Annotated in this window: 18 protein-coding genes and 1 tRNA gene; 9 read left to right on the forward strand and 10 right to left on the reverse strand. The window is 56.5% G+C overall.

What is annotated here, in order from left to right; all coding sequences use genetic code 11:
* Window positions 1-2 precede the first annotated feature (2 nt).
* From sdhD to H0484_RS00415, 3 genes are all read right to left on the reverse strand, one after another.
* Window positions 3-386, reverse strand: coding sequence for a succinate dehydrogenase, hydrophobic membrane anchor protein (gene sdhD, locus H0484_RS00405; protein ID WP_226952450.1), 384 nt, complete (start codon window positions 384-386; stop codon window positions 3-5).
* Window positions 386-802: a succinate dehydrogenase, cytochrome b556 subunit gene (gene sdhC, locus H0484_RS00410; RefSeq protein WP_226952451.1), complete on the reverse strand. Its 417-nt coding sequence runs from the start codon at window positions 800-802 to the stop codon at window positions 386-388. The genes sdhD and sdhC overlap by 1 nt, the downstream gene beginning before the upstream one ends.
* 96 nt (window positions 803-898) lie before the next feature.
* Complete coding sequence (locus tag H0484_RS00415) at window positions 899-1,672, reverse strand: GntR family transcriptional regulator (RefSeq protein ID WP_226952452.1); 774 nt, start codon at window positions 1,670-1,672, stop codon at window positions 899-901.
* A 295-nt stretch (window positions 1,673-1,967) separates the two neighbouring features.
* On the opposite strand from H0484_RS00415, the gene H0484_RS00420 reads away from it, so the two are divergent.
* Together H0484_RS00420 and H0484_RS00425 are read left to right on the forward strand one after the other, a co-directional pair.
* Window positions 1,968-2,957 (forward strand): malate dehydrogenase, encoded by a 990-nt coding sequence (locus tag H0484_RS00420; protein WP_226952453.1) that lies wholly within the window; start codon window positions 1,968-1,970, stop codon window positions 2,955-2,957.
* Between the two features lie 61 nt (window positions 2,958-3,018).
* Complete coding sequence (locus H0484_RS00425) at window positions 3,019-3,306, forward strand: GNAT family N-acetyltransferase (RefSeq protein ID WP_226952454.1); 288 nt, start codon at window positions 3,019-3,021, stop codon at window positions 3,304-3,306.
* Window positions 3,307-3,314: 8 nt separating this feature from the next.
* Here H0484_RS00425 and H0484_RS00430 read toward each other — a convergent pair whose 3' ends face one another.
* The 3 genes from H0484_RS00430 to H0484_RS00440 all read right to left on the reverse strand — a co-directional run bounded on the left by H0484_RS00430 (window position 3,315) and on the right by H0484_RS00440 (window position 6,941).
* Entirely contained in the window at window positions 3,315-5,183 is a 1,869-nt protein-coding gene (locus tag H0484_RS00430; RefSeq protein WP_226952455.1) for a sensor histidine kinase, read from the reverse strand.
* Window positions 5,180-5,959 carry a response regulator gene (locus tag H0484_RS00435; RefSeq protein WP_226952456.1) on the reverse strand — a complete coding sequence of 260 codons (780 nt, stop codon included), beginning with the start codon at window positions 5,957-5,959 and terminating at the stop codon, window positions 5,180-5,182. The genes H0484_RS00430 and H0484_RS00435 overlap by 4 nt, the downstream gene beginning before the upstream one ends.
* 175 nt (window positions 5,960-6,134) lie before the next feature.
* Complete coding sequence (locus tag H0484_RS00440; RefSeq protein ID WP_226952457.1) at window positions 6,135-6,941, reverse strand: hypothetical protein; 807 nt, start codon at window positions 6,939-6,941, stop codon at window positions 6,135-6,137.
* Window positions 6,942-7,220: 279 nt separating this feature from the next.
* Between H0484_RS00440 and acnB the strand changes: the two genes are divergently transcribed.
* The 5 genes from acnB (at window position 7,221) to efp (ending at window position 15,837) form a co-directional block, all read left to right on the forward strand.
* Entirely contained in the window at window positions 7,221-9,812 is a 2,592-nt protein-coding gene (acnB, locus tag H0484_RS00445) for a bifunctional aconitate hydratase 2/2-methylisocitrate dehydratase (protein WP_226952458.1), read from the forward strand.
* 200 nt (window positions 9,813-10,012) lie between these two features.
* Window positions 10,013-12,712: an aconitate hydratase AcnA gene (gene acnA / locus H0484_RS00450; RefSeq protein WP_226952459.1), complete on the forward strand. Its 2,700-nt coding sequence runs from the start codon at window positions 10,013-10,015 to the stop codon at window positions 12,710-12,712.
* A gap of 28 nt (window positions 12,713-12,740) precedes the next feature.
* On the forward strand, window positions 12,741-13,937 hold the full coding sequence (locus H0484_RS00455; RefSeq protein WP_226952460.1) for a DUF2863 family protein: 1,197 nt from the start codon (window positions 12,741-12,743) through the stop codon (window positions 13,935-13,937).
* Window positions 13,938-13,973: 36 nt separating this feature from the next.
* Window positions 13,974-15,110 carry an elongation factor P maturation arginine rhamnosyltransferase EarP gene (gene earP, locus H0484_RS00460; RefSeq protein ID WP_226952461.1) on the forward strand — a complete coding sequence of 379 codons (1,137 nt, stop codon included), beginning with the start codon at window positions 13,974-13,976 and terminating at the stop codon, window positions 15,108-15,110.
* 169 nt (window positions 15,111-15,279) lie between these two features.
* The gene (efp, locus tag H0484_RS00465; RefSeq protein ID WP_226952462.1) at window positions 15,280-15,837 is read left to right on the forward strand and encodes an elongation factor P; all 558 of its coding nucleotides are present in this window, start codon (window positions 15,280-15,282) and stop codon (window positions 15,835-15,837) included.
* A gap of 53 nt (window positions 15,838-15,890) precedes the next feature.
* On the opposite strand, the gene H0484_RS00470 is transcribed toward efp, so the two are convergent.
* The 4 genes from H0484_RS00470 to H0484_RS00485 all read right to left on the reverse strand — a co-directional run bounded on the left by H0484_RS00470 (window position 15,891) and on the right by H0484_RS00485 (window position 18,990).
* Complete coding sequence (locus tag H0484_RS00470) at window positions 15,891-16,367, reverse strand: DUF1178 family protein (protein WP_226952463.1); 477 nt, start codon at window positions 16,365-16,367, stop codon at window positions 15,891-15,893.
* 83 nt (window positions 16,368-16,450) lie between these two features.
* Entirely contained in the window at window positions 16,451-17,791 is a 1,341-nt protein-coding gene (gene argG / locus H0484_RS00475; protein ID WP_226952464.1) for an argininosuccinate synthase, read from the reverse strand.
* Window positions 17,792-17,900: 109 nt separating this feature from the next.
* Window positions 17,901-18,536, reverse strand: coding sequence for a nucleotidyltransferase family protein (locus H0484_RS00480; RefSeq protein ID WP_226952465.1), 636 nt, complete (start codon window positions 18,534-18,536; stop codon window positions 17,901-17,903).
* 10 nt (window positions 18,537-18,546) lie between these two features.
* On the reverse strand, window positions 18,547-18,990 hold the full coding sequence (locus H0484_RS00485) for a cupin domain-containing protein (protein WP_226952466.1): 444 nt from the start codon (window positions 18,988-18,990) through the stop codon (window positions 18,547-18,549).
* Window positions 18,991-19,541: 551 nt separating this feature from the next.
* On the opposite strand from H0484_RS00485, the gene H0484_RS00490 reads away from it, so the two are divergent.
* Both H0484_RS00490 and H0484_RS00495 read left to right on the forward strand, forming a co-directional pair.
* Window positions 19,542-19,617: transfer RNA gene (locus H0484_RS00490), tRNA-Ala, on the forward strand.
* Between the two features lie 692 nt (window positions 19,618-20,309).
* Window positions 20,310-21,707, forward strand: coding sequence for a glutamate decarboxylase (locus H0484_RS00495; RefSeq protein ID WP_226952467.1), 1,398 nt, complete (start codon window positions 20,310-20,312; stop codon window positions 21,705-21,707).
* Window positions 21,708-21,811: the final 104 nt, after the last annotated feature.

Below are 21,811 nucleotides of genomic sequence, written 5' to 3' on the forward strand. Positions count from 1 at the left end.
GCTTACAGACTCCAGAGAACTTTAGCAAAATAGATGATGGACCCGGCCAGCCACAGAATGGTCAGCACTTGCAGCAGCAGGCGCAGGCCGGCTGAGGTCACGTAATCCATCCAGATGTCACGCACACCGATCCAGGCATGCCAAGCCAGCGAGAAAAACGCCAGCGTGGCCAGCAATTGGCCTACGGGCAGCACGCCGACATGGAAAGTGAACAATTGGCGCCAGGTTTCGAAATTCAGTTCGGAACTGAACAATACGCCGAAGAACAAGACCAGCGTGTAGATCGCCATGATGACGGCGGTGCAGCGCTGGACGATGAAGTCTAGGGTACCGTAATGAGACCCGACTACCAGTCGTTTATGACCGACTCGTTGCTGACTTGCCATTACCACGCTCCAAACAGTTTGAGACCAAACACCACGGTCAGGGCCAGGCTGACGCCAAACACCACACCCGCGCTTTTCTGTGCATTGACTTTATCCATACCGATGTGCAAATCAAGCACCAGATAGCGTATGCCCGCACAGAAGTGATGCAGGTAGCCCCAAATGAGCGCCAGCAAAATCAGCTTACAGACGGGGTTGGCGACCCACGCGCTGATAGCGGCATAGCTTTCGGGCGAAGTGACGCTGGCTGCAAACAGCGGCACGAGAATCAGCGGCAGGCACAAAAACAATAAGGCACCGCTGGCACGATGCAAAATGGACGCCTTAGCCGCCAAAGGAAGCTTGTAGTTGAACAATATCTGCGTGGGGCCGATATTGCGAAACTGCGGGCGCGGCTTAGATGAGGAATCGGACATAACAGCCTCGAGGATGATGAAAATATTCGTTTACAAAGGGCAGCCGTATTTTCGCTTATTTGGTCCAGCCCTATCAAATGGCCTTAATAAAACCTGTTAATTCAAACTGTTGCGATAGTGAAAGTGCTGAGTCAGATACCAACCTCGTCGCACTTCGACCGGCCTGTCACCGTATGTGTAGGCTACGCGTTCGACCTGTAGCAGCGGCGTACCCGTTTGTACGCTTAAATGCTGCGCCTGTTCGGTCGGCGCTGCCAAGGCGCGCAGTTTTTCTTCCGCACGCACCATGCTGACGCCGAACTCCGACTCGAACAGCCCGTAAAGAGGAATTTTATGCTCGGCCAACAGCTCAGTGCTGAGGCCCTTGAACAATGCCCCTGGCAACCAGATGTCTTCAAAAATGGTGGGAACGTCGTTGAACGACAAGACCCGACGCAGATTAAACACCTGATCGGATGTGCGCAAATCGAGCTGCTTGGCAACGTCGGCAGGCGGCTTGATACGACTGCATTCGAGCACTCGGCTGGAAGTGGCCTGCTGACGACCGTCGTCGGGAGCCAAACGCAAGAAGCGAAACCGCACCTTGGCTTCGTAGTGGGTTGCCACAAAAGTGCCCTTACCCTGGCGGCGAAGCAGCAAGTTGTCGGCGGCTAACTCGTCGATAGCTTTGCGCACCGTACCTTGGCTGACCTGAAAGCGTGCTGCCAGCTCAAGTTCGCTGGGGATGGGTTCGCCCGGCTTCCATTCGCCGCGATCCAGGCTTTGCAAGAGCATGGCCTTGATCTGCTGATACAACGGGCTATAGGCCGCGCTATGTGCTGCGCGGCCGGTGTCCAGTGCGTAGGGTTCGGCTATGGGTTGATCGGACATGTGGGATGAAAACGACTAGGGCGGCCCCGTGTCCGGGTTCGTCCAACAAACGGGTTATTGCAATATGCGACCCGACAGTAAAACGCTCGACATTTTCGCACGCTTCCCCGAATCTGTCTAACACTCTTATGTCTTATATAAGATATAAGATAATTGACGCGATTTTCCGTTTCCTCTAAGCTTTTATAGATCTAAACTGTCGGCGTCATCCGTTTTAGGATGTTGGTCGGGCTTAGGCTCGCCCGCCGTTACAGCACCCCTATATTCTGTCACTTCCAATTTTCGGAGATCATCCATGTCCAAACCCGCCGTGCGCGTCGCCGTTACTGGCGCCGCTGGCCAGATTGGCTACGCCCTGCTGTTCCGCATTGCTTCCGGTGAAATGCTGGGTAAGGATCAGCCTGTCATCCTGCAGTTGCTGGAAATCCCCGACGAGAAAGCCCAGAACGCGCTCAAAGGCGTGATCATGGAACTCGAAGACTGCGCTTTCCCCTTGCTGGCCGGCATTGAAGCCCATTCCGATCCCATGCAGGCTTTCAAAGACACCGACTATGCCCTGCTGGTCGGCGCCCGCCCCCGTGGCCCCGGCATGGAGCGCGCCGACCTGCTGGCCGCCAACGCCCAGATTTTCACCGCTCAAGGCAAGGCGCTGAACGCGGTTGCTTCGCGCAACGTCAAAGTCCTGGTCGTAGGCAACCCTGCCAACACCAACGCTTACATCGCCATGAAGTCCGCCCCCGATCTGCCGGCCAAAAACTTCACCGCCATGCTGCGTCTGGACCACAACCGCGCCGCTTCCCAGCTTGCCGCCAAGGCAGGCTTCAAAGTGGGCGACATCCGCAAGCTGACCGTCTGGGGCAACCACTCGCCCACCATGTATGCCGACTACCGCTTCGCTACGGTTAACGGCAAATCGGTTCAAGAAACCATCAACGATCAGGCCTGGAACAAAGACGTGTTCCTGCCCACAGTGGGTAAACGTGGCGCCGCCATCATTGCGGCTCGCGGCCTGTCGTCGGCTGCCTCGGCTGCCAACGCCGCCATCGACCACATGCGCGACTGGGCCCTGGGCTCCAAGGGCGAATGGGTCACCATGGGTGTTCCTTCCAATGGTGAATACGGCGTCCCCAAAGACATCGTATTCGGCTTCCCGGTGACCACCGAAAACGGCGAATACAAGATCGTCGAAGGTCTGGAAATCGATGCTTTCTCGCAAGAATGCATCAACAAGACCCTGGCCGAGCTGGAAGGTGAACGCGACGGCGTGAAAGACCTGCTTAAGTAAGCCATGCTTTACCCCGGCGCGGGGCTCGGTCGCGAGCCTGGCGCCGGCAACAGGAGTGCCCATGCGCCACATTGAACATCATGCCCAGTCCCAACAGTTTCTGTACAAGCAAGATGCCCTGACATGTGTGCTGCAATACCACTTGGAAGAGCAACAGGGCAAGCCCACCATCATGGCCATTACCCACACCGGGGTACCCAGCCCCTTGGAAGGCCAGGGAATTGCCGCTGACCTGGCCAAGGCTGCGCTAGAGTTTGCTCGCGGCAACAACTGGAAAGTCAGACCGGTTTGCAGCTATATAGACGCCTATATGCGGCGCCATCACTCATTCGAGCCTCTCAGGGCCTAAGCAGTCTTTTAGCGCGGAATACTCAAGCGCACACGCGTGCCACGACCCGCATTGCCGACAGGCTGCACCGTAAGACGCCAACCGCGCTCTGCCGCCCGCATCTGCATAGACCCGGCATCTTGATCCTCAGCTTCTCCGGCACTGATTCCTTTGCCGTCATCTTCGATTTCCACGACTAGCTCACCGCCCTCATCAAAGGCGCTGACACGCAGTGCGCTTGCATTCGCGTGCTGCAGCACGTTAGAGATAGCCTCGAAAACAATGTATTGCAACTGCCCCAGCTGTTCGGTGTCCATGCTTTCCACTGGCGGCAGTTCGCTCACCTGCCAATGCAATGTCAAACCGGCACTCTCCAGACGCGGGGCCAGGCGAAATCGCATGCTGGACAGCAATCCCGTGACATCCCCGGAGGACAGACCCATGACGTCGATAGACAATTTCAATTGATCCATGGCGTCTCTGAGGGTCTGCGCGACCTGAAGACGACTGTTACGCTCGTCATCCAGTTGCCGTATGGCCGACACCAGATGCAATCCGACGCCATCGTGCATATCGCGCATGATGCGGGTGCGCTCCAGCATGCGGGCTTGCTCGCGCTGAACTATCGCCAGCTGCTGATAGCTATCGTGCAGCTTGCGCTCGCGGGCACTTAAACGATGCGAGAGCGTCTCGAGCAAGCGCTGCCCTTGGTGGCTAACCGCATTAAAGCGCGCAATGACGAGCCAACTTAAAACCGCCGCCTGAAAGAGCGCGCTGAATTGCAAAGCATAGGCGGCTGACGGATCTTGCCACAACCATGTCAGGCTCCAGTCATGCGCGGCTGCAAGCACTCCCGCCACCAGCATGATGCAAACCCAACGTTGGCTCATGCTGCCTTTACGTAGAAAAGCCTGGTAAAGATAATGGACGCCCTGAAGCAATAACCAGGCCGTTTCAAAAAAATACCATGCCACTAGAATGCGCCAATCTTGGCTTAACCAAGCCCCCAGCAGCGCCAGCAAAGAACACAAAATCATCCAACGCACAGGCCAGCGCAGCCACGAAGGCAAGGCGTCGGTATGCTTAGCACGCGCAACATGGCGCGACAGCGCCAACATACTGTATAAAAAGCCTGCGCGGGCCAGGAAAACCAACGCGCCCCACCACGGCCAAGGCAAAGGAACAAATTGAATGCTGTTATTGGCCAAGTAGAAAGCCCAGCTTAAAGCGGTCAACCCGGCATAAAGATAAAAAACGTCACGCCGCCCGCGCCTAGCACCCACTGGCCGCACGCGTTGCGTGCGCCATAGCAGCATGGCCACCACGCCTACCAATAAACACAGCGCCATGAGGCCTACAGAGCCCAGTAGAATCCGCCAAACGTAAGCCGAAGAGAACAGTTGGCCCTGCACATAGCTGGAAGGCCCAAATATGATGGGTGAGAGGCCCGCATGCCTACCCGAGTCGGCACTTAAGACTATGCGCAACACATTGCCTTTGGGCTTGAGCAGCCCCTGCGGCACCGCTATGAATCGAGGGGCCTTCGCGTAATTGCTGCCGTTGCGGTTATCCAGCTTGCCATAACGCACAAGCAAATGGCCGTTAAGCCGCACCTCGGCACGATTGCCTATGCGAACAAAATACAAACCATAGGGCTCATCCGCGACGCCATTGAAATCGAACACCGTTTCAAGCGCAGCCACGCCATAACCGCCCCGCTCCGGGTTGCCGTTCCAATCCCAGGGCAAATCGACACTCACCGGTGCCTGATCACTCTGGGTAAGCCTGGCCTGATTGAGGTGCACGACCTCGGCATACGCAACACCGCCCCATGGGCAGCACAGCACAGCCAATATTATTAGCTGCCAACATTGACGTTGCAGCCAAAGCCATCTCATTTGCCGATCTCTAGCAGACCCAAGCGGCTGGCCTCGAAGACGGCCTCGCCTCGCGAGCTTACCGCCAGCTTGCGGTATAGACTTTTAATATGGGTTTGCACGGTATAGACACTGACATCCAGAACCGTGGCTATTTCACGATAAGAAAAACCCCTGGCCAAAATACTGAGCACGCTCTGTTCGCGAGGCGACAGTACAAGGGTGCTGCCGACGCCCGGCGGCGCCAATGCATCTTGCTGAACAGAGCCCGGCTTGGGCATCGGTGACGCCACTTTGCCCGGCCCTTGTTGAAAAGCGGCCAGCATGCGCCGCGCAACCAGGGGCGTCATGCACGCCCCACCGGCCTTGACGGTTCGAACGGCATCGACAAGTTCGGTGGCTGACACGTCTTTAAGGATATAGCCCACAGCCCCTGCCTGCACGCTTTCCAGGATGCTATCGGCGTCGGCAAATACCGTAATGACCAAGCAATCGCATTGCGGAAAACGACGCAGAGTTTCGGCCATGACTTGCAAGCCGGAGCCGTCGGGCAGATGCAAGTCGGCCAAGAGGACATCAGGGGCTTCTTGGGCCTGAGACAAATCGCTTAAAGCTTGCCGCACCGTGCCCACTTGACGCACAACCTGGAATGCGCGGTCGGATTGCAAACTGCGCACAAAAAAATTACGTGTTTTGGTGTCGTCCTCGAGCACCCAAACCCGCCAGGGGGAAGAATCAGCGCTCGGTACCGCAGCGCTAGAGGGCATCGTATTGCGATCTACCACCGGATAAGCCACCAAACAAAATTCCAATGGTATCAGTTTAAAACATTTTGGATTATTTTGATTTATATGTCCTGTCGCTGCCCGGGCCCGCCCCGACGCCCTTTTTAACAAACTTGACCTTCAAGGTTTGCTTATAGGTCAAAACATTAAAAAGGGCGCTTTGAGACAGGCCCTAGCGAGGCAAGACTCAAGCCGGGCGGTTCTGTTGAATCAGCATCATGATTTCGTACTCGGGAGCACTGCCGTCAGCTGCTTGCGTCCGGTCGATAATCACAACGTAAAGCCGGCCCTCGCTTTCGTACAAGCGCAACCAGGTTGTCAGTGTTTCGCCGTCATCTTCGTCGACTGACACGCCACCCTGATCCGAAAGCATGGCCCGCACGTGTGCAGGTGTGGCACTGTCGTCTTCACCAGTGGCGGGTTCGCCACCGATTTCCATGGAGAAGCTGCCGTCTGCGGCAACAACGAACACCTCTTCCGTGGTGTTGCATTCTTCGAAGAAGTCCAGACGTTGAGCGGCAATGAGTTTGGCAAGCTTGGCATCTACACTGCCCTGCACCTCTTGGGCCTTTGCCGGCAAGAGTGCGTGCCAGATGGTTGAGTCAGGGGCATTGTCCTTGCACAGCACCATGGCGCCTTCATCGGGGGTGAAGGTGTCTTCGATTTGCAAGAAGCGGTAGCCTTCTATGACCAGCTCGTCGTTGACGTCGTGGAACTTGACATCGGCATTGCCCAACCGGATTACACCGCTTTCTGCGTAATGAGGAACCTGGGTAGTGCGGGCTTGCAGAAAGTTGCCAGCAGCAGTGAAGTCGAGCGTATGGTACAGGTGCGAGGTTGGCTGGACGGCTTCGCCGCCGCCACCATCGTTACCACCGCCGCCGCTGCCACCACCACCGCCGCTATTGCTGCTGTCGCTGCCGCCACCACCGCCACCACAAGCCGCCAAGGCGAGCGCGGCCATCAAGGCCATCAGTATTTTGGAGAATTTCATGGGCCTACCCCTATAGAGTCATTATTAGATGTATGTATGGTCAAGCGGCTTTGCGTAGCCCGCACCCCTGTGAGGCTAGAAAAAACGCGCTTTCGCGACGCTTTGCTGCACAGATAAGCCAACTCAGCACACCACTATACTTATTAAACACATCTACTTACATCACATAAATTAGTGATACCCAAGGTCTTATGTCTTATATAAGACCATTGCGGCAAGTTGGGGTTTACCTTTACAATAGGGACTTTCTTAGCCCCTTATTTTTGCAGGCCATACACCATGCTGGAAGCCTACCGTCAACATGTAGCCGAGCGCGCCGCGCTGGGCATCCCTCCCCTGCCGCTGTCCGCCAAGCAGACCGCCGAGCTCGTCGACCTGCTCCAGAACCCTCCTGCAGGCGAAGACGAATTTCTGCTCAATCTGATCACCTACCGTGTTCCGGCCGGCGTAGACGACGCCGCCAAGGTCAAAGCCTCTTTCCTGGCGGCCATAGCACTGGGTAAAACCACCTGTGCGCTCATAAGCCGCAAGCGTGCCACTGAACTGCTGGGCACCATGCTGGGCGGTTACAACATCGGCCCCCTCATCGAGCTGCTGGACGACGCCGAATTAGGCTCTGTAGCTGCCGACGCGCTCAAGAACACGCTTTTGATGTTCGACTCCTTCCATGACGTCCAAGAGAAAGCTCAGGCCGGCAACGCCAACGCGAAAGCCGTCATGCAAAGCTGGGCAGACGCCGAATGGTTTACCAGCCGCCCCGAAGTCCCCGAAAGCCTGACGCTGACGGTCTTCAAGGTGCCCGGCGAAACCAACACCGACGACCTTTCCCCCGCTCCCGACGCCACCACGCGCCCCGACATCCCCATGCATGCACTGGCGATGCTCAAAAACAAGCGTGAAGGTGCTGCCTTCGTTCCCGAAGAAGACGGTAAGCGCGGCCCCATCAAGTTCCTCGAAGACCTGAAAGCAAAAGGCCATCTGGTCGCCTACGTGGGCGACGTGGTCGGTACCGGCTCTTCGCGCAAATCCGCCACCAACTCGGTGCTGTGGTTCACCGGCGAAGACATTCCCTTCGTTCCCAACAAACGCTTTGGCGGCGTTTGCCTGGGCAGCAAAATCGCCCCTATCTTCTATAACACCATGGAAGACGCAGGCGCTCTGCCCATCGAGCTGGATGTTTCTCAAATGGAAATGGGCGACGTCATTGAACTGCGCCCCTACGAAGGCAAGGCTCTCAAAAATGGCCAAGTCATCGCTGAATTCGAAGTCAAGTCCGAAGTCCTGTTCGACGAAGTGCGCGCCGGTGGCCGCATACCCCTGATCATCGGTCGCGGCCTGACCGCCAAGGCTCGTGAAGCCTTGGGTCTGCCCGCTTCGACCCTGTTCCGCTTGCCCAAAAACCCCGCCGACAGCGGTAAGGGCTTTAGCTTGGCCCAGAAGATGGTGGGGCGCGCTTGCGGCTTACCCGAAGGCCAAGGCATTCGTCCCGGCACCTACTGCGAACCCAAGATGACCTCCGTGGGCAGCCAGGACACCACCGGCCCCATGACCCGCGACGAGCTGAAAGACCTGGCCTGCCTGGGTTTCTCGGCCGACCTCGTCATGCAGTCGTTCTGCCATACGGCAGCCTACCCCAAGCCTGTAGACGTCAAAACTCACCATACGCTGCCCGACTTCATCAGCACACGCGGCGGTATTGCGTTGCGTCCGGGCGACGGCGTCATCCACTCGTGGCTCAACCGCATGCTGTTGCCCGATACCGTGGGCACCGGCGGCGACTCGCACACGCGCTTCCCTATCGGCATCAGTTTCCCCGCCGGCTCCGGCTTGGTCGCCTTTGCCGCTGCCACCGGCGTCATGCCCCTGGACATGCCAGAGTCTGTTTTGGTGCGCTTCAAAGGTAAGCTGCAACCCGGCGTCACGCTGCGCGACCTGGTCAATGCCATCCCTCTGTACGCCATCAAGTCCGGCCAACTCACCGTGGCCAAGCAAGGCAAAAAGAACATCTTCTCGGGTCGTATTCTCGAAATCGAGGGCTTGCCCGACCTGAAGGTCGAACAGGCTTTCGAACTCTCTGATGCTTCGGCAGAACGTTCGGCGGCAGGCTGCACGGTGCACCTGAACAAAGAACCCATCATTGAGTACATCAACAGCAACATCGTGATGCTCAAGTGGATGATTGCCAATGGCTACCAAGACGTGCGCTCGCTGACTCGTCGTATCAAGGCCATGGAAGCCTGGCTGGCTGATCCTCAGCTGCTTCAACCCGATGCGGATGCCGAATACGCTGCCGTCATCGAGATCGATCTGGCGGATATCCACGAACCCATCGTGGCTTGCCCCAACGACCCCGACGATGTCAAGACGCTTTCCGATGTTGCCGGCGCTACTATCGACGAAGTCTTCATCGGCAGCTGCATGACCAACATCGGTCACTTCCGTGCTGCTTCCAAGTTGCTCGAAGGCAAACGCGATATCCCCGTCAAGCTGTGGGTGGCTCCTCCCACCAAGATGGATGCTCAGCAACTGACCGAAGAAGGTCATTACGGCGTGTTCGGCACTGCCGGCGCACGTACCGAAATGCCCGGCTGCTCATTGTGCATGGGTAACCAGGCTCAGGTGCGCGAAGGTGCAACGGTCATGTCCACCAGCACACGCAACTTCCCCAACCGCTTGGGTCGCAACACCAACGTGTACCTGGGTTCGGCAGAGCTGGCCGCCATCTGCTCGCGCCTGGGTCGCATCCCGACCAAAGAAGAGTACATGGCCGACATGGGCGTCATCAACAAGAGCGGCGACCAGATCTACCAATACCTTAACTTCGACCAAATCGAAGCCTACAAGGAAGTCTCCGACACAGTTCAGATCTAAGCTGCACCTGTTAAGCGGATACGACGGGGCGGTCTCCACGAGGGACCGCCCCGTTTCTCATACCGGCTCGCAAAGTGTTTAATCGTATTCGCCAAAACATCTGGTTCGCGCCTAAAATGGGTATCATCCGGTCGCGCCGTTTCAAGGTTTTTTTGTTCCAGCCGGTACGGCGCAGCGCCCCCTCTCATGCGGAGTCCCTCATGCCACACAACTTTCTCGATACCTTGAAACCCTTGCAAGCGGGCAAGAAGTCCGGGGCGTTCTATTCGCTGCCCGCCCTGGGAAAAGCACTAGGCATCAACGTCAGCAGATTGCCGGTTTCCATACGCATAGTGCTCGAATCGGTACTGCGTAACTGCGACGGCAAAAAAGTGACCGAAGCACACGTTCGAGAACTAGCCAACTGGCAAGCCAAGGCGGCACGTACCACCGAGATCCCTTTTATTGTGGCGCGCGTCGTACTGCAAGACTTTACCGGCGTACCTTTGCTGGCCGACCTTGCCGCCATGCGTAGCGTGGCGGCAGCACTGGGCAAAGATCCAAAACGCATCGAGCCTCTGGTGCCGGTCGACTTGGTCGTAGACCACTCGGTCATGATCGACTATTTCGGTACCAAAAAAGCGCTTGATCTCAACATGAAACTTGAGTTTCAGCGCAACCAAGAGCGCTATCAGTTCATGAAGTGGGGCATGCAGGCCTTCGATACCTTCGGCGTCGTTCCTCCCGGGTTCGGCATTGTGCATCAGGTCAACCTAGAGCATCTGGCGCGAGGCGTACACGTGGGTAAAGACAAGGTCTATTACCCAGACACCCTGGTCGGTACCGATAGCCACACCACCATGATCAACGGTATAGGCGTGGTGGGTTGGGGTGTGGGCGGCATCGAAGCCGAAGCCGGCATGCTGGGCCAACCTCTTTACATTCTTACGCCCGACGTCGTCGGCGTAGAACTCGTAGGCCAATTACGCGGTGGGGTTACCGCTACCGATCTCGTATTGACGATTACCGAGATGCTGCGCGCCAATAAAGTGGTGGGCAAGTTCGTCGAGTTCTGTGGCCCGGGCACGGCCAGCCTCTCTGTCACTGACCGCGCCACCATCGCCAACATGGCACCGGAATACGGCGCCACCATGGGCTTCTTCCCGGTAGACGAACACACGCTTGAGTATTTCCAAGGCACTGGTCGCACCACCCAAGAGATCGCTGCACTTGAGGCTTACTTCCGTGCCCAAGAAATGTTCGGCGTCCCCTCTGCCAACGATATCGACTACACCCAAAAGCTCACACTAGACCTCTCTACCGTCGCGCCTTCTTTGGCCGGCCCCAAGCGCCCGCAAGACCGCATCGAAATCGGCAGCGTCAAATCCACTTTTACGCGCCTATTCTCCGAACAATCGGCCAACGGCTTCAACCAGCCCACAGAAAAGCTTGACGAGGTTTTCACCACGCGCGACGGCATCCCGGTGCGCAACGGCGACATCCTCATCGCCGCCATTACCTCGTGTACCAACACCTCCAACCCCAGCGTGCTGCTGGCCGCAGGCTTGATGGCTAAAAAAGCGGTCGAAGCCGGCCTGAAGGTGCCCAAGCATATCAAGACCTCGCTGGCACCCGGCTCCCGTGTCGTCACAAACTATCTCGAAAAGACCGGCTTGCTGCCCTACCTAGAAAAGCTGGGATTCAACGTGGCGGCCTACGGCTGCACGACTTGTATCGGTAACGCGGGCGACCTGACGCCCGAGCTCAACGAGGTCATCACCCAGAACGACCTGGTTTGCTCTGCCGTCTTGTCCGGTAACCGCAATTTCGAAGCCCGCATCCACCCCAACATCAAGGCCAACTTTTTGGCCTCGCCCCCGCTGGTAGTCGCCTACGCTTTGGCAGGCACCATACGCCGCGACCTCATGACCGAGCCCGTCGGTCGCGGTAAAAACGGGGACGTCTGGATAGGCGATATCTGGCCCTCCCAAGAAGAAATCGCAGCCTTGCTGCGGTATGCGCTGAACCCCAAAACCTTCCGGGAAAACTACGGGCAGATTCAGATCAAGCCTGGCAAGCTGTGGGAAAAAATCAAAGGAGTTACGGGTAACACCTACAACTGGCCTGCCTCTACCTATATTGCCGAGCCCCCCTTCTTTACCAACTTCAGCATGACGCCCGCGGCAATGCCGCCCGTTCGCGAAGCCCGCGCACTGGCCATCTTCGGCGACTCCGTCACAACCGACCATATTTCACCAGCAGGCTCTATCGCCGAGAACTCGCCCGCTGGTCTGTGGTTAAACGCTCATGGGGTACGCAAGGCTGACTTCAATAGCTACGGTTCGCGCCGCGGCAATCACGAAGTCATGATGCGCGGCACCTTTGCCAACGTGCGCATAAAGAACCTGATGCTGCCCATGACAGCCGATGGCGGTCGTTTCGAAGGTGGCGAAACCTTGCACCAACCCGACGGTGAACGCCTCTCTATTTACGACGCCGCCATGCGCTATGTAGCCGACGGCGTCTCTACCGTTGTTTTTGGCGGTGAAGAATACGGCACCGGTTCGTCACGCGACTGGGCCGCCAAAGGCACGCAACTGTTGGGCGTCAAGGCTGTCATCGCTCGCAGCTTCGAACGCATCCATCGCAGCAACCTGGTTGGCATGGGCGTGTTGCCCCTGCAATTCAAGGGTGAAGACAGTGTTCAGTCGCTAGGTATCGTCGGCACCGAGATCTTCGACATCACCGGTCTGGAAGAACAAATACGTCCCCAGCAAGACGTATTGCTGCACATACGCCGCCCTGACGGTAGCGTTCAACAGGTAGCACTGCTGCTGCGCATAGATACCGCCACTGAAGTCGATTACTACTTGCACGGCGGCATTCTTCCCTACGTATTGCGCGAGCTGCTGGCCACCTGAAACCCCTTCTGTATTGCATAACTATTTGATGTCCGAAACGAATACTACTTCCCGCCTTTCCCGTGACGCCCAACGTCTGGTTGAGCTTGCCCGTTCGTTGGCACTCTCTGGCAGCCATCTCGAGGACAAGTATTGGCAGCTCCTTCTTGGCCAGCAGGTTCATAAAATGCTGCACGGCAAGAAAAACCCAGCGCTGGACTCGGCGCTGGACGTACTGCTCGCCAGTGAATCCGAAGCCTACGAAGCGCTGCTGGAACAGGCTGAAACCGAGTCCGAATCTACGCGCATAGACGAAGATGGCCACGCCTATGACGTGCTGTTGTTTTCCGCTCCTGTCATTGCCTGGACACGCTATCAGCTTCCCCAACAGTACGGCCTTAACAAGACCCAACTACAAGCGTTCAGCGACCTTCTGAAAACCCATGTGTTGGCAGAGGGTGCCCAGTTTGCTCTGCTGCCCCAGCTGGCGGGTTTCGACCAGTTACCCACCAGCTTTCAAGGCACCTACGAACTGACGCTTCGATTGGGTCGAGCTGCTTTGCGAGGGCGTAGCGAACCTGCGTTGACCTCGCATAGCCCCTACGAGGGCTTACTGGCTGACGCCCGCTTTATCGTCGGCGCCATTGTGGTGCCCGCCGATGCCCCACTGTTTCGCTGGCAAAATATCGACAGCAGCCCCACGCGTGACGACTGCCTAAAAGCCTGGAAACTTGCGGCAGAGCCCTTGCTGGAAAAATTGTTCACGGGTTGTAGTATTCAATCCCTGCAACCCGACGCGTATTACGTCAACAACCGCGAAGCCGACCGCCGTATGCGGCCACTGGCTTTGCAAGCCGCCGTCTCATGGCTGCAGAACGTTGCCGGGCTTAGGGCCAATGGCTTGCGCGCCACTGTCGTTGCCTGCGGTCAGAATGTTCCCGAAGAATACCGCATAGGTTTTACCACTCAGCAAGGCAATCAAGTCATCTACGGTTGTGTCTGGCCTATCTTGGGTAAAGACGAAGCCTCTATCGACGACAGTGATCACGATGAGCCCTATGTCACCACCGAGATCATCAAGCTGCTTAACGATTTAGGCATCACCGACGCACGCAGACTGCCGGGGCTGTTCCCACTAGATGCTTGCGAAGATTGTGGCGCCCCCTATTTCCCAGACCCTCTGGGCGACATGCAGCACCCCGAACTGCCCGAAGAAATCGACGTTACCCCTATTCACCTGCACTAACACACCAAGGCGCGGCCCACGCCGCGCCCTTTCCTCGTGGACGCCACGTCCTTGCCACACTCACGCCCACAAACAGGCTTCGACATCTTCTGTCGTGTCATTGACAACTACGGCGATATCGGCGTCTGTTGGCGCCTGGCCCGGCAACTGGCGCAACGCTCCAGCGACTTCAGGGTGCGCTTATGGGTAGATGATCTGGCAAGCTTTGCCCGCATCGAACCCGCCATACAGGCCAACCCAACGACTGTGCAAAAGGCTCAAGGAGTAGAGGTATACAGTTGGGAGCAGTCCGAGCAGGCGAATTTGCTGCCTCTGGACGTCGTCATTGAAGCCTTTGCTTGCGAACTGCCGGTTGGCTACCGTAGCAAGCTTAAAGCCGAGCAGCAGCATTGGATCAACCTTGAATATTTAAGCGCGGAAACCTGGGTGGAAGATTGTCATGGCTTGCCTTCCCCTCAAGCCAATGGCGTCGCCAAATATTTCTTTTTTCCGGGTTTTACGCCTCGTACCGGCGGACTGCTACGCGAACCCTCGTTGCTGGCGCAGCGTGACGCCTGGCGTAGCGACCCTAATGGCCGAACGGCCTTGCTGCAAGGTCTAGGGGTTCCTGCTGCATGGATTGCCGGCGTTCGGGATCAGGGTTGGCAACAGTGCTATGCATTTTGTTATCCCCATGCCCCTCTGCAAAGCATAGTCGATGCCTACCAGGCGCAAGCACGTCCCACCCTGATTCTGGCCGCCCCGGGCGCCCCTGCTACTCGGCAAGCAGGCAATCAAGTCGTGCGTTTCGATTGCCCTTATGTCGACCAGCAAGCCTTTGATCGCTTGCTGTGGAGCAGCGATCTGAATCTTATACGTGGCGAAGACTCTTTCGTCAGAGCCATCTGGGCAGCGCGGCCTTTCCTGTGGCATATCTACCCGCAACAAGAACAGATACACCTCGAAAAGCTGCATGCCTGGCTGGCCCTGCAGCCTTGTACACCCGAGGCAGCTGAACTGATGCTCAGCTGGAACAAAGGTGAGGCAAAGGCGGTCAATAGCCGGTTGCAAGCCTTGCTACAAGCACCCCAATGGCAAAACTGGCAAGCCAGCGCTACGCGGTTCAGTGAGGAACAAGCCGGTCAGCACGACCTGGTCATGCAATTGCTCCAACTCGTTCAGCGCTCACAATAAGCCCAAGGCCTGTACGCCGACCCTGCCCAGATAGCTATCGGGCCACGCCAGCTTATATTTCAAACGCGAAAAAATCCCGAAAAGGTTAGAATAGGGAGTTTTGTTAATTGTGCTCCGGGCTCATCTTCTGGTCTGCTGGAGCCGCCGAAAACCTCCGGAGTCGTCATAGATGAAAACCGCACAAGAACTGCGCGTAGGTAACGTTGTCATGGTTGGCAGCGACCCGCTCGTCGTGCAAAAAGCCGAATACAACAAATCCGGCCGTAACTCTGCCGTTGTCAAACTGAAATTCAAGAACCTGCTGACTGGCTCGGGCAGCGAATCCGTTTACAAGGCCGACGAAAAATTCGATATCGTCGTGCTCGAAAAACGCGAATGCACCTACTCGTATTTCGGCGACCCCATGTACGTTTTCATGGACGAAGAATACAACCAGTACGAAGTCGAAGCCGACAGCATGGGCGATGCTCTGGACTACCTCGAAGAGAACATGTCTGTTGAAGTCGTGTTTTACGAAGGTCGCGCCATCTCGGTAGAATTGCCCACTATTATCGTCCGCGAAATCACTTACACCGAGCCAGCCGTTAAAGGCGACACCTCGGGTAAAGTGCTCAAGCCAGCCAAAATCAGCACCGGCAAGGAAATCGCTGTGCCGCTGTTCTGCAACCTGGGCGATAAAATCGAGATCGATACCCGCACCGGCGAATACCGCAGCCGCGTCATGTAATATCAGCAGGGCTGCTTAAATAAAGGCCACTTTCGCATATGCGGCAGTGGCCTTTATTGCAAGCGGTCGTCGTCCAGAAAATCCGGTACGGGCACGACCGCAATACCCTCTTCCAAAAGTTCAGCACGCTCTTCGCGCGTGGCAGTGCCACGAATAGCGCGTTGCTCGATCTCGCCCTCGTGCATACGACGAGCCTCTTGAGCAAAGCGGTCACCCACGTTGTCAGTATTGCGCAACATGTGGCGCATGAACTGCAAGACTTGTGCCTGCATCTGAGCCGGTGTTGGTGTTGGCGCCCCCTCGCCGGACTGCGCTTCTGATGCAGCTTGGCTTGAGGAAGCAGCAGGTTCACGCCCCTTACCCATGTTCAAACGCGGCGCCGAAAGCATCTTGCTGACCTGCTTGCTTTCGCAAAACGGGCAAGACAACAGGCCGCCGTCACGTTGGGTTTCGTAAGCCTCGGTAGACGCAAACCAGCCCTCGAACACGTGGCCCGATTCACATTGAAGATCAAAAACTTTGAGAGACATGTCTCTATGATGGGGACTGCGCCCTTAAATTGCAAGGCGTCTGGGCGGGTGCATGGCACCCACCCGCAACGCCAAGCAGGGGCTTAGTCTTTCTTGCGCTCATCTGTTAGCTGAGGCAAAGCCAAACCACGCTCTGCCGACAACAAACCCACCTGGGTGTAGGTAACCAGTTTGTCGCGAGTATCGGTAATATCGAGATTGCGCATGGTCAGCTGACCGATGCGATCCAGCGGCGAGAACGTAGACTCACCCTTTTCCATGGTGAGGCGCTCGGCCTTATAGGTAAGGTTGGGTGATTCGGTGTTAAGCAACGAGTAATCGTTGCCCCGGCGCAGCTCTAAGGTGACCTCGCCGGTAATGGCACGCGCCACCCAGCGCTGCGAAGCCTCGCGCAGCATGATGGCCTGAGGGTCGAACCAGCGGCCCTGATACAACAGGCGACCCAGCTTGCGGCCGTTCTCGCGGTATTGCTCGATGGTGTCTTCGTTATGAATGCCCGTCACCAGACGTTCGTACGCAATGTGCAGCAAAGCCATACCCGGAGCTTCGTAGATGCCGCGGCTCTTGGCTTCGATAATGCGATTTTCGATTTGATCGCTCATACCCAGGCCATGACGACCGCCAATGCGGTTGGCTTCCAGGATGAGTTCAACGCTGTCGCGGTATTCCACGCCATTCAAGGCGACCGGCACACCTTCTTCAAAGCGTACGCGAACCTCTTCGCGAGCCACGGCGACCTCGTCTTTCCAGAAAGCGACGCCCATGATGGGCTGCACAATTGTGATGCCCGAGTTCAGGAATTCCAGATCTTTGGCTTCGTGCGTAGCACCCAGCATATTGGAATCGGTGGAATAGGCTTTTTCGGCCGACATTTTGTAGTCGAAACCGTTTTCGCGCATGAAGGCCGACATTTCGGCGCGGCCACCCAATTCGTCGATAAAGACCTGATCCAGCCAGGGCTTGTAAATACGTAAAGCAGGGTTGGTGAGCAGGCCATAACGATAGAAACGCTCGATATCGTTGCCTTTGTAGGTACTGCCGTCGCCCCAGATGTGGACGTCGTCTTCTTTCATGGCAGCCACGAGCATAGTGCCCGTTACCGCACGCCCCAGAGGTGTGGTGTTGAAATAAGTGGCGCCCGCCGTGGTGACGTGGAAAGCATTGCACTGCAAGGCCGCAATACCTTCGGCAGCCAATTGCTGACGACAGTCGATGAGGCGTGCGTTCTCGGCGCCATATTCTTTGGCGCTACGAGGAATGGCATCGTAGTCGGACTCGTCTGGCTGACCCAGATTCGCCGTATAGGCGTAGGGAACGGCCCCTTTCTGGCGCATCCACAACAAGGCTGCGCTGGTATCCAGCCCGCCCGAAAAAGCAATACCGACCTTCTGGCCGACAGGTACGTTTTGAAGAATGGTAGTCATGACATCACGCGAAAACGGCAATATTCGATTTTACACCGTAGCCCCATGGGAAAGCGCGCCGCACGCTGCTAGCGAGGGATTTGAACAGACTGAAGATGACATCAAGGCGTCAAGTTTCGCTGACTTCAGCCCAGGCTTGTGGCGTGTCGATATCCCAGAGTACTCCCGATGTAGACACGGGCACTTCACAAACGCGCCCTTCTTCGTGCAGTGCAGCCAGCAATATGCGAGCGCCCACATCGCCCTGCATCTGTCGCAAAGCATGCACCTGAGCAGGCGCCCACCAGACAGGATTACCCAGCTGGCCCTCGTAGCTAGGCCGACAAACCGCCGCTCCCCTTGAGCCGGCGCGTATCAAGGCTTGCATGACCTGAGCCGTCACCCCCGGCATATCGCCCAAACAGACCAAAGCCGCATGCCCCGCCGGCACCTCGTGAGCGCCCGCGCTAAGCGAAGCGCCCATACCCTCGGCATAACGAGGGTTATGAATGAAATGTACCGGCAGGTCTTGCAGTTCGGCCCTGACCGATGCTGCATCGTGCCCCAGCACCACCACAACCTGGTCGCACGCTTGCAAAGCTTGCTGCACCACGGTGCGCACCATGGCTTGCCCCTGCACAGCCATGAGCAACTTGTTCTGCCCCGGCATGCGCCGCCCCATTCCCGCCGCCAACACAATGGCGGTAACCGGCATCGTAAACGTCTGTTCAGGCAAGCCTGCCGGGTTCATGGGCTTGGTACTCAATATATTTCCTTCATGGCTTTTCAAGCTCGGTCAGTGGCTGCCCCACACTACCCGCGTAGAACACCACCAGCTTCACCGTATCTTGCCCCATATTGCGCCCATTGTGCGCCGTGCCGACTACCTCGACCAGTACATCACCCGCCCTCAAGCGCTTGACCGCACCACTTTTGAGCGCGACTTCGAGTTCGCCTTGCAACACATAGGCAAAGGAAGGAACGGAATGATGATGCCACCCGGTGACTGCACCCGGTGCGATGTCGATACGCATGGCCGTTACCTCTGCTTGGCCTTGCGGGTAGACCAAGGTGCTACCGTCCCAACTGCTTTGCGTCTGTGCCAAAGGCGTGACCGTCACCCCCGGCGAGGGTTCCAAAGCCCAAGCCGCTGGAACCACCACAAAACCTATCAGCCCGGCGCACCAATGCCCAAGCCCCCTTCTTGCTAGCTTTCTCATATTTGCCCCTATGCCATGACCTTGTGGAAAAGACGCCCCTCGCTACACGCCAAGCTAGCGTAGCGATCGACTGATTTGGGGTCAATGCCCTGTTTAGGGTTGAAAGTGCTTTGGCGTCGGCTTTCGCAAAAAGCCGTCAACTGGTAGACTTACGGCCTGTTTTGCGGATACTGGGCAGCAACGGACACGCTCAGTTAGCGGTCGCCTGCGGGCCTTGCAGAACAAAAGTGTCTCCGTAGTTAAATGGATATAACTTTCCCCTCCTAAAAAATTGGGCACCCGGGCGCGAAAGCCCCGATGTGAATGCGCTTAAATTCGGTGAAACCCCTGCCCCTGAGGCGAGGCAATACCGAGCGAATCCCGCCTTATATGGCGAGCACGTGTAGAGACTCGACAGGCGCGACCTGCTGTCGCTTAAGCGACATGGTCAAGATAGAGTCCAGACCACAAACCCTGTGGGGGCGGCGAAAGCCGTAGTGGTAAGAAGGGAAGATTGCAGGTTCGATTCCTGCCGGAGACGCCACACCGCTGATATAATTTTTCCGTCTTTTGGGGCGGTAGCTCAGCTGGGAGAGCGTCGCGTTCGCAATGCGAAGGTCGGGAGTTCGATCCTCCTCCGCTCCACCATATATTCCAGTCAAAACAAGGCACTACGTTTAGTGATGTAGCGCCTATCTTCTTCCTGTCGGCGTGCGCTTGCCGTGCCCCGACCAGCTTCACGATTCTGCGGGGTTGCTAGCCAGCTTGCGGCAGGGCTGGCTAGCAACCCTTGGAAAATCAACTAGGAAATGGGCATACTCGCAGTACAGCAAAGCACCCCTTTGATTAATCATTAAAAATGGGGGATTACCAGCCTAAGCCACTCAAAACATAGGCATTAAATTAGTGGATTTCCGCGACCCGGAAGGAAATTGGTACCACTTGGTTCAGTCACCCGCAGATTGAAACTGAACACCATGAAATTAAAAAGACGTTTTGAGAAAAACACCGGTCATATAAAAATACCATTCAAAGTCCCATCATCGAAACTTCACTTGATCTTGCTTGTGATTGCCTGATACTCTCAAGTCTTTCATCAGATTGAACATTTTTTGATATCAAATTTTTGTGCAAATGACCTTTTTCTGGTCAGATCACCAGATCGCGATATCAAAAAGCGCTTTTATACCCCCTTAAATGCTGAAATCGTCTACTCGCCTGAATTCCGGCTAGCAGCGGTGGCTTTCCGAAGTCGACGATTCACGGGACTGTTCAGGAATTACGACTCGATGGTGAATATCGTAAGCCTTGTGTTGCCTTGTTATTAAAAAGGAATTTTTATGCCGCTACATGCCAAAGACGACATACGCAACGATCTGCTCGATGACATCTATGCTGCTACTGATCTCTCAGTAGCCATACCCAAGTACAAAATCCCGGACCAAGAACGCGAACCTCGGCACGCTTACCAAGCGGTCCACGATGAGCTGATGCTGGATGGCAATTCTCGTCAGAACCTAGCCACGTTCTGCCAGACTTGGGTCGACGAGGAAATACACAAGCTGATGGACGAATCGATCGACAAAAACATGATCGATAAGGACGAGTATCCGCAAACCGCCGAAATCGAAGCACGCTGCGTACACATGCTGGCCGATCTTTGGAACTCGCCAGATGCCGCCAATACCATGGGGTGCTCGACCACAGGTTCTTCCGAAGCGGCCATGCTGGGCGGTCTCGCGCTGAAATGGGCTTGGCGTAAAAAGCGGAAAGCAGCTGGGCTCTCAACCGACAAGCCGAACCTTATTTGTGGCCCGGTACAGATTTGCTGGCACAAATTCGCCCGCTACTTCGATGTCGAGTTGCGCGAAATTCCAATGGAGAACGGGCGGCTTATCATGAGCCCCGAAGAGGTATTGAAGCGCGTCGATGAAAACACGATTGGCGTAGTGCCAACGTTGGGGGTGACCTTCACTTGCGAGTATGAACCGGTCAAGGCAGTGCACGACGCACTAGATAAATTGCAGAAAGACACCGGTCTGGACATTCCCATTCACGTTGACGGGGCGAGCGGCGGTTTTCTGGCTCCCTTTTGCGCACCTGATCTCGAGTGGGATTTCCGCCTGCCACGCGTCGTATCGATCAACACATCCGGCCATAAATTTGGGCTTGCGCCGTTGGGAGTGGGTTGGGTCATTTGGCGCGATGCCGCGCATCTGCCTGAAGAATTGATCTTCAACGTGAACTACCTGGGTGGCAATATGCCGACCTTCGCGCTGAACTTCTCGCGCCCTGGTGGTCAGATCGTGGCGCAATACTATAACTTTCTGCGCTTGGGCAAAGAGGGTTACCGTCGTATCCAGAGCGCGTGCTATGACACTGCCGCCTACCTTGCAACCGAGATCGCCAAGCTGGGTCCATTCGAGATCTTGTTCGACGGCAATGCCAGCAAAGGGATCCCAGCGATGTGCTGGAAAATCAAGGACGGCGTGAATCCTGGTTTCAGTCTTTATGACTTGGCCGATCGGCTGCGCTCGCGCGGCTGGCAAGTTCCTGCCTACTCGATGCCGGCCAACCGCGAAGACTTGGTGGTTCAGCGCATCCTGGTACGCCATGGTGTCACCCGTGACCTGGCGTCCTTGCTACTCGACGACTTCCGCCGCTGCATAGATTATTTCGCTGCTCGCCCGGCCTCAGTGCCGCTTGATCAGGAAGAGGCCGGAGGCTTTCATCATTAAGAGACGCTCCCGTCTACTTCTTCATTAATCGCTATACGGGTCAGGTAGATATCCACCTGACCCGTATAGCGCCTTGCAGCCATGAGTGGGTAAGGGAAAAGACC

Origin of the sequence: Mesopusillimonas faecipullorum, from assembly GCF_020539505.1 — a bacterium.
GTDB classification, from domain to species: Bacteria; Pseudomonadota; Gammaproteobacteria; order Burkholderiales; family Burkholderiaceae_B; genus Mesopusillimonas; species Mesopusillimonas faecipullorum.

Excerpts from the sequence above, each read along its gene's own strand:
- H0484_RS00485 (WP_226952466.1), bottom strand. The coding sequence starts at position 18,990 with ATGAGAAAGCTAGCAAGAAGGGGGCTTGGGCATTGGTGCGCCGGGCTG.
- H0484_RS00440 (WP_226952457.1), bottom strand. The coding sequence starts at position 6,941 with ATGAAATTCTCCAAAATACTGATGGCCTTGATGGCCGCGCTCGCCTTG.
- H0484_RS00455 (WP_226952460.1), top strand. The coding sequence starts at position 12,741 with ATGTCCGAAACGAATACTACTTCCCGCCTTTCCCGTGACGCCCAACGT.
- sdhC (WP_226952451.1), bottom strand. The coding sequence starts at position 802 with ATGTCCGATTCCTCATCTAAGCCGCGCCCGCAGTTTCGCAATATCGGC.
- argG (WP_226952464.1), bottom strand. The coding sequence starts at position 17,791 with ATGACTACCATTCTTCAAAACGTACCTGTCGGCCAGAAGGTCGGTATT.
- efp (WP_226952462.1), top strand. The coding sequence starts at position 15,280 with ATGAAAACCGCACAAGAACTGCGCGTAGGTAACGTTGTCATGGTTGGC.
- acnB (WP_226952458.1), top strand. The coding sequence starts at position 7,221 with ATGCTGGAAGCCTACCGTCAACATGTAGCCGAGCGCGCCGCGCTGGGC.
- H0484_RS00495 (WP_226952467.1), top strand. The coding sequence starts at position 20,310 with ATGCCGCTACATGCCAAAGACGACATACGCAACGATCTGCTCGATGAC.
- H0484_RS00420 (WP_226952453.1), top strand. The coding sequence starts at position 1,968 with ATGTCCAAACCCGCCGTGCGCGTCGCCGTTACTGGCGCCGCTGGCCAG.
- acnA (WP_226952459.1), top strand. The coding sequence starts at position 10,013 with ATGCCACACAACTTTCTCGATACCTTGAAACCCTTGCAAGCGGGCAAG.
- H0484_RS00470 (WP_226952463.1), bottom strand. The coding sequence starts at position 16,367 with ATGTCTCTCAAAGTTTTTGATCTTCAATGTGAATCGGGCCACGTGTTC.
- H0484_RS00415 (WP_226952452.1), bottom strand. The coding sequence starts at position 1,672 with ATGTCCGATCAACCCATAGCCGAACCCTACGCACTGGACACCGGCCGC.
- sdhD (WP_226952450.1), bottom strand. The coding sequence starts at position 386 with ATGGCAAGTCAGCAACGAGTCGGTCATAAACGACTGGTAGTCGGGTCT.
- H0484_RS00425 (WP_226952454.1), top strand. The coding sequence starts at position 3,019 with ATGCGCCACATTGAACATCATGCCCAGTCCCAACAGTTTCTGTACAAG.
- H0484_RS00430 (WP_226952455.1), bottom strand. The coding sequence starts at position 5,183 with ATGAGATGGCTTTGGCTGCAACGTCAATGTTGGCAGCTAATAATATTG.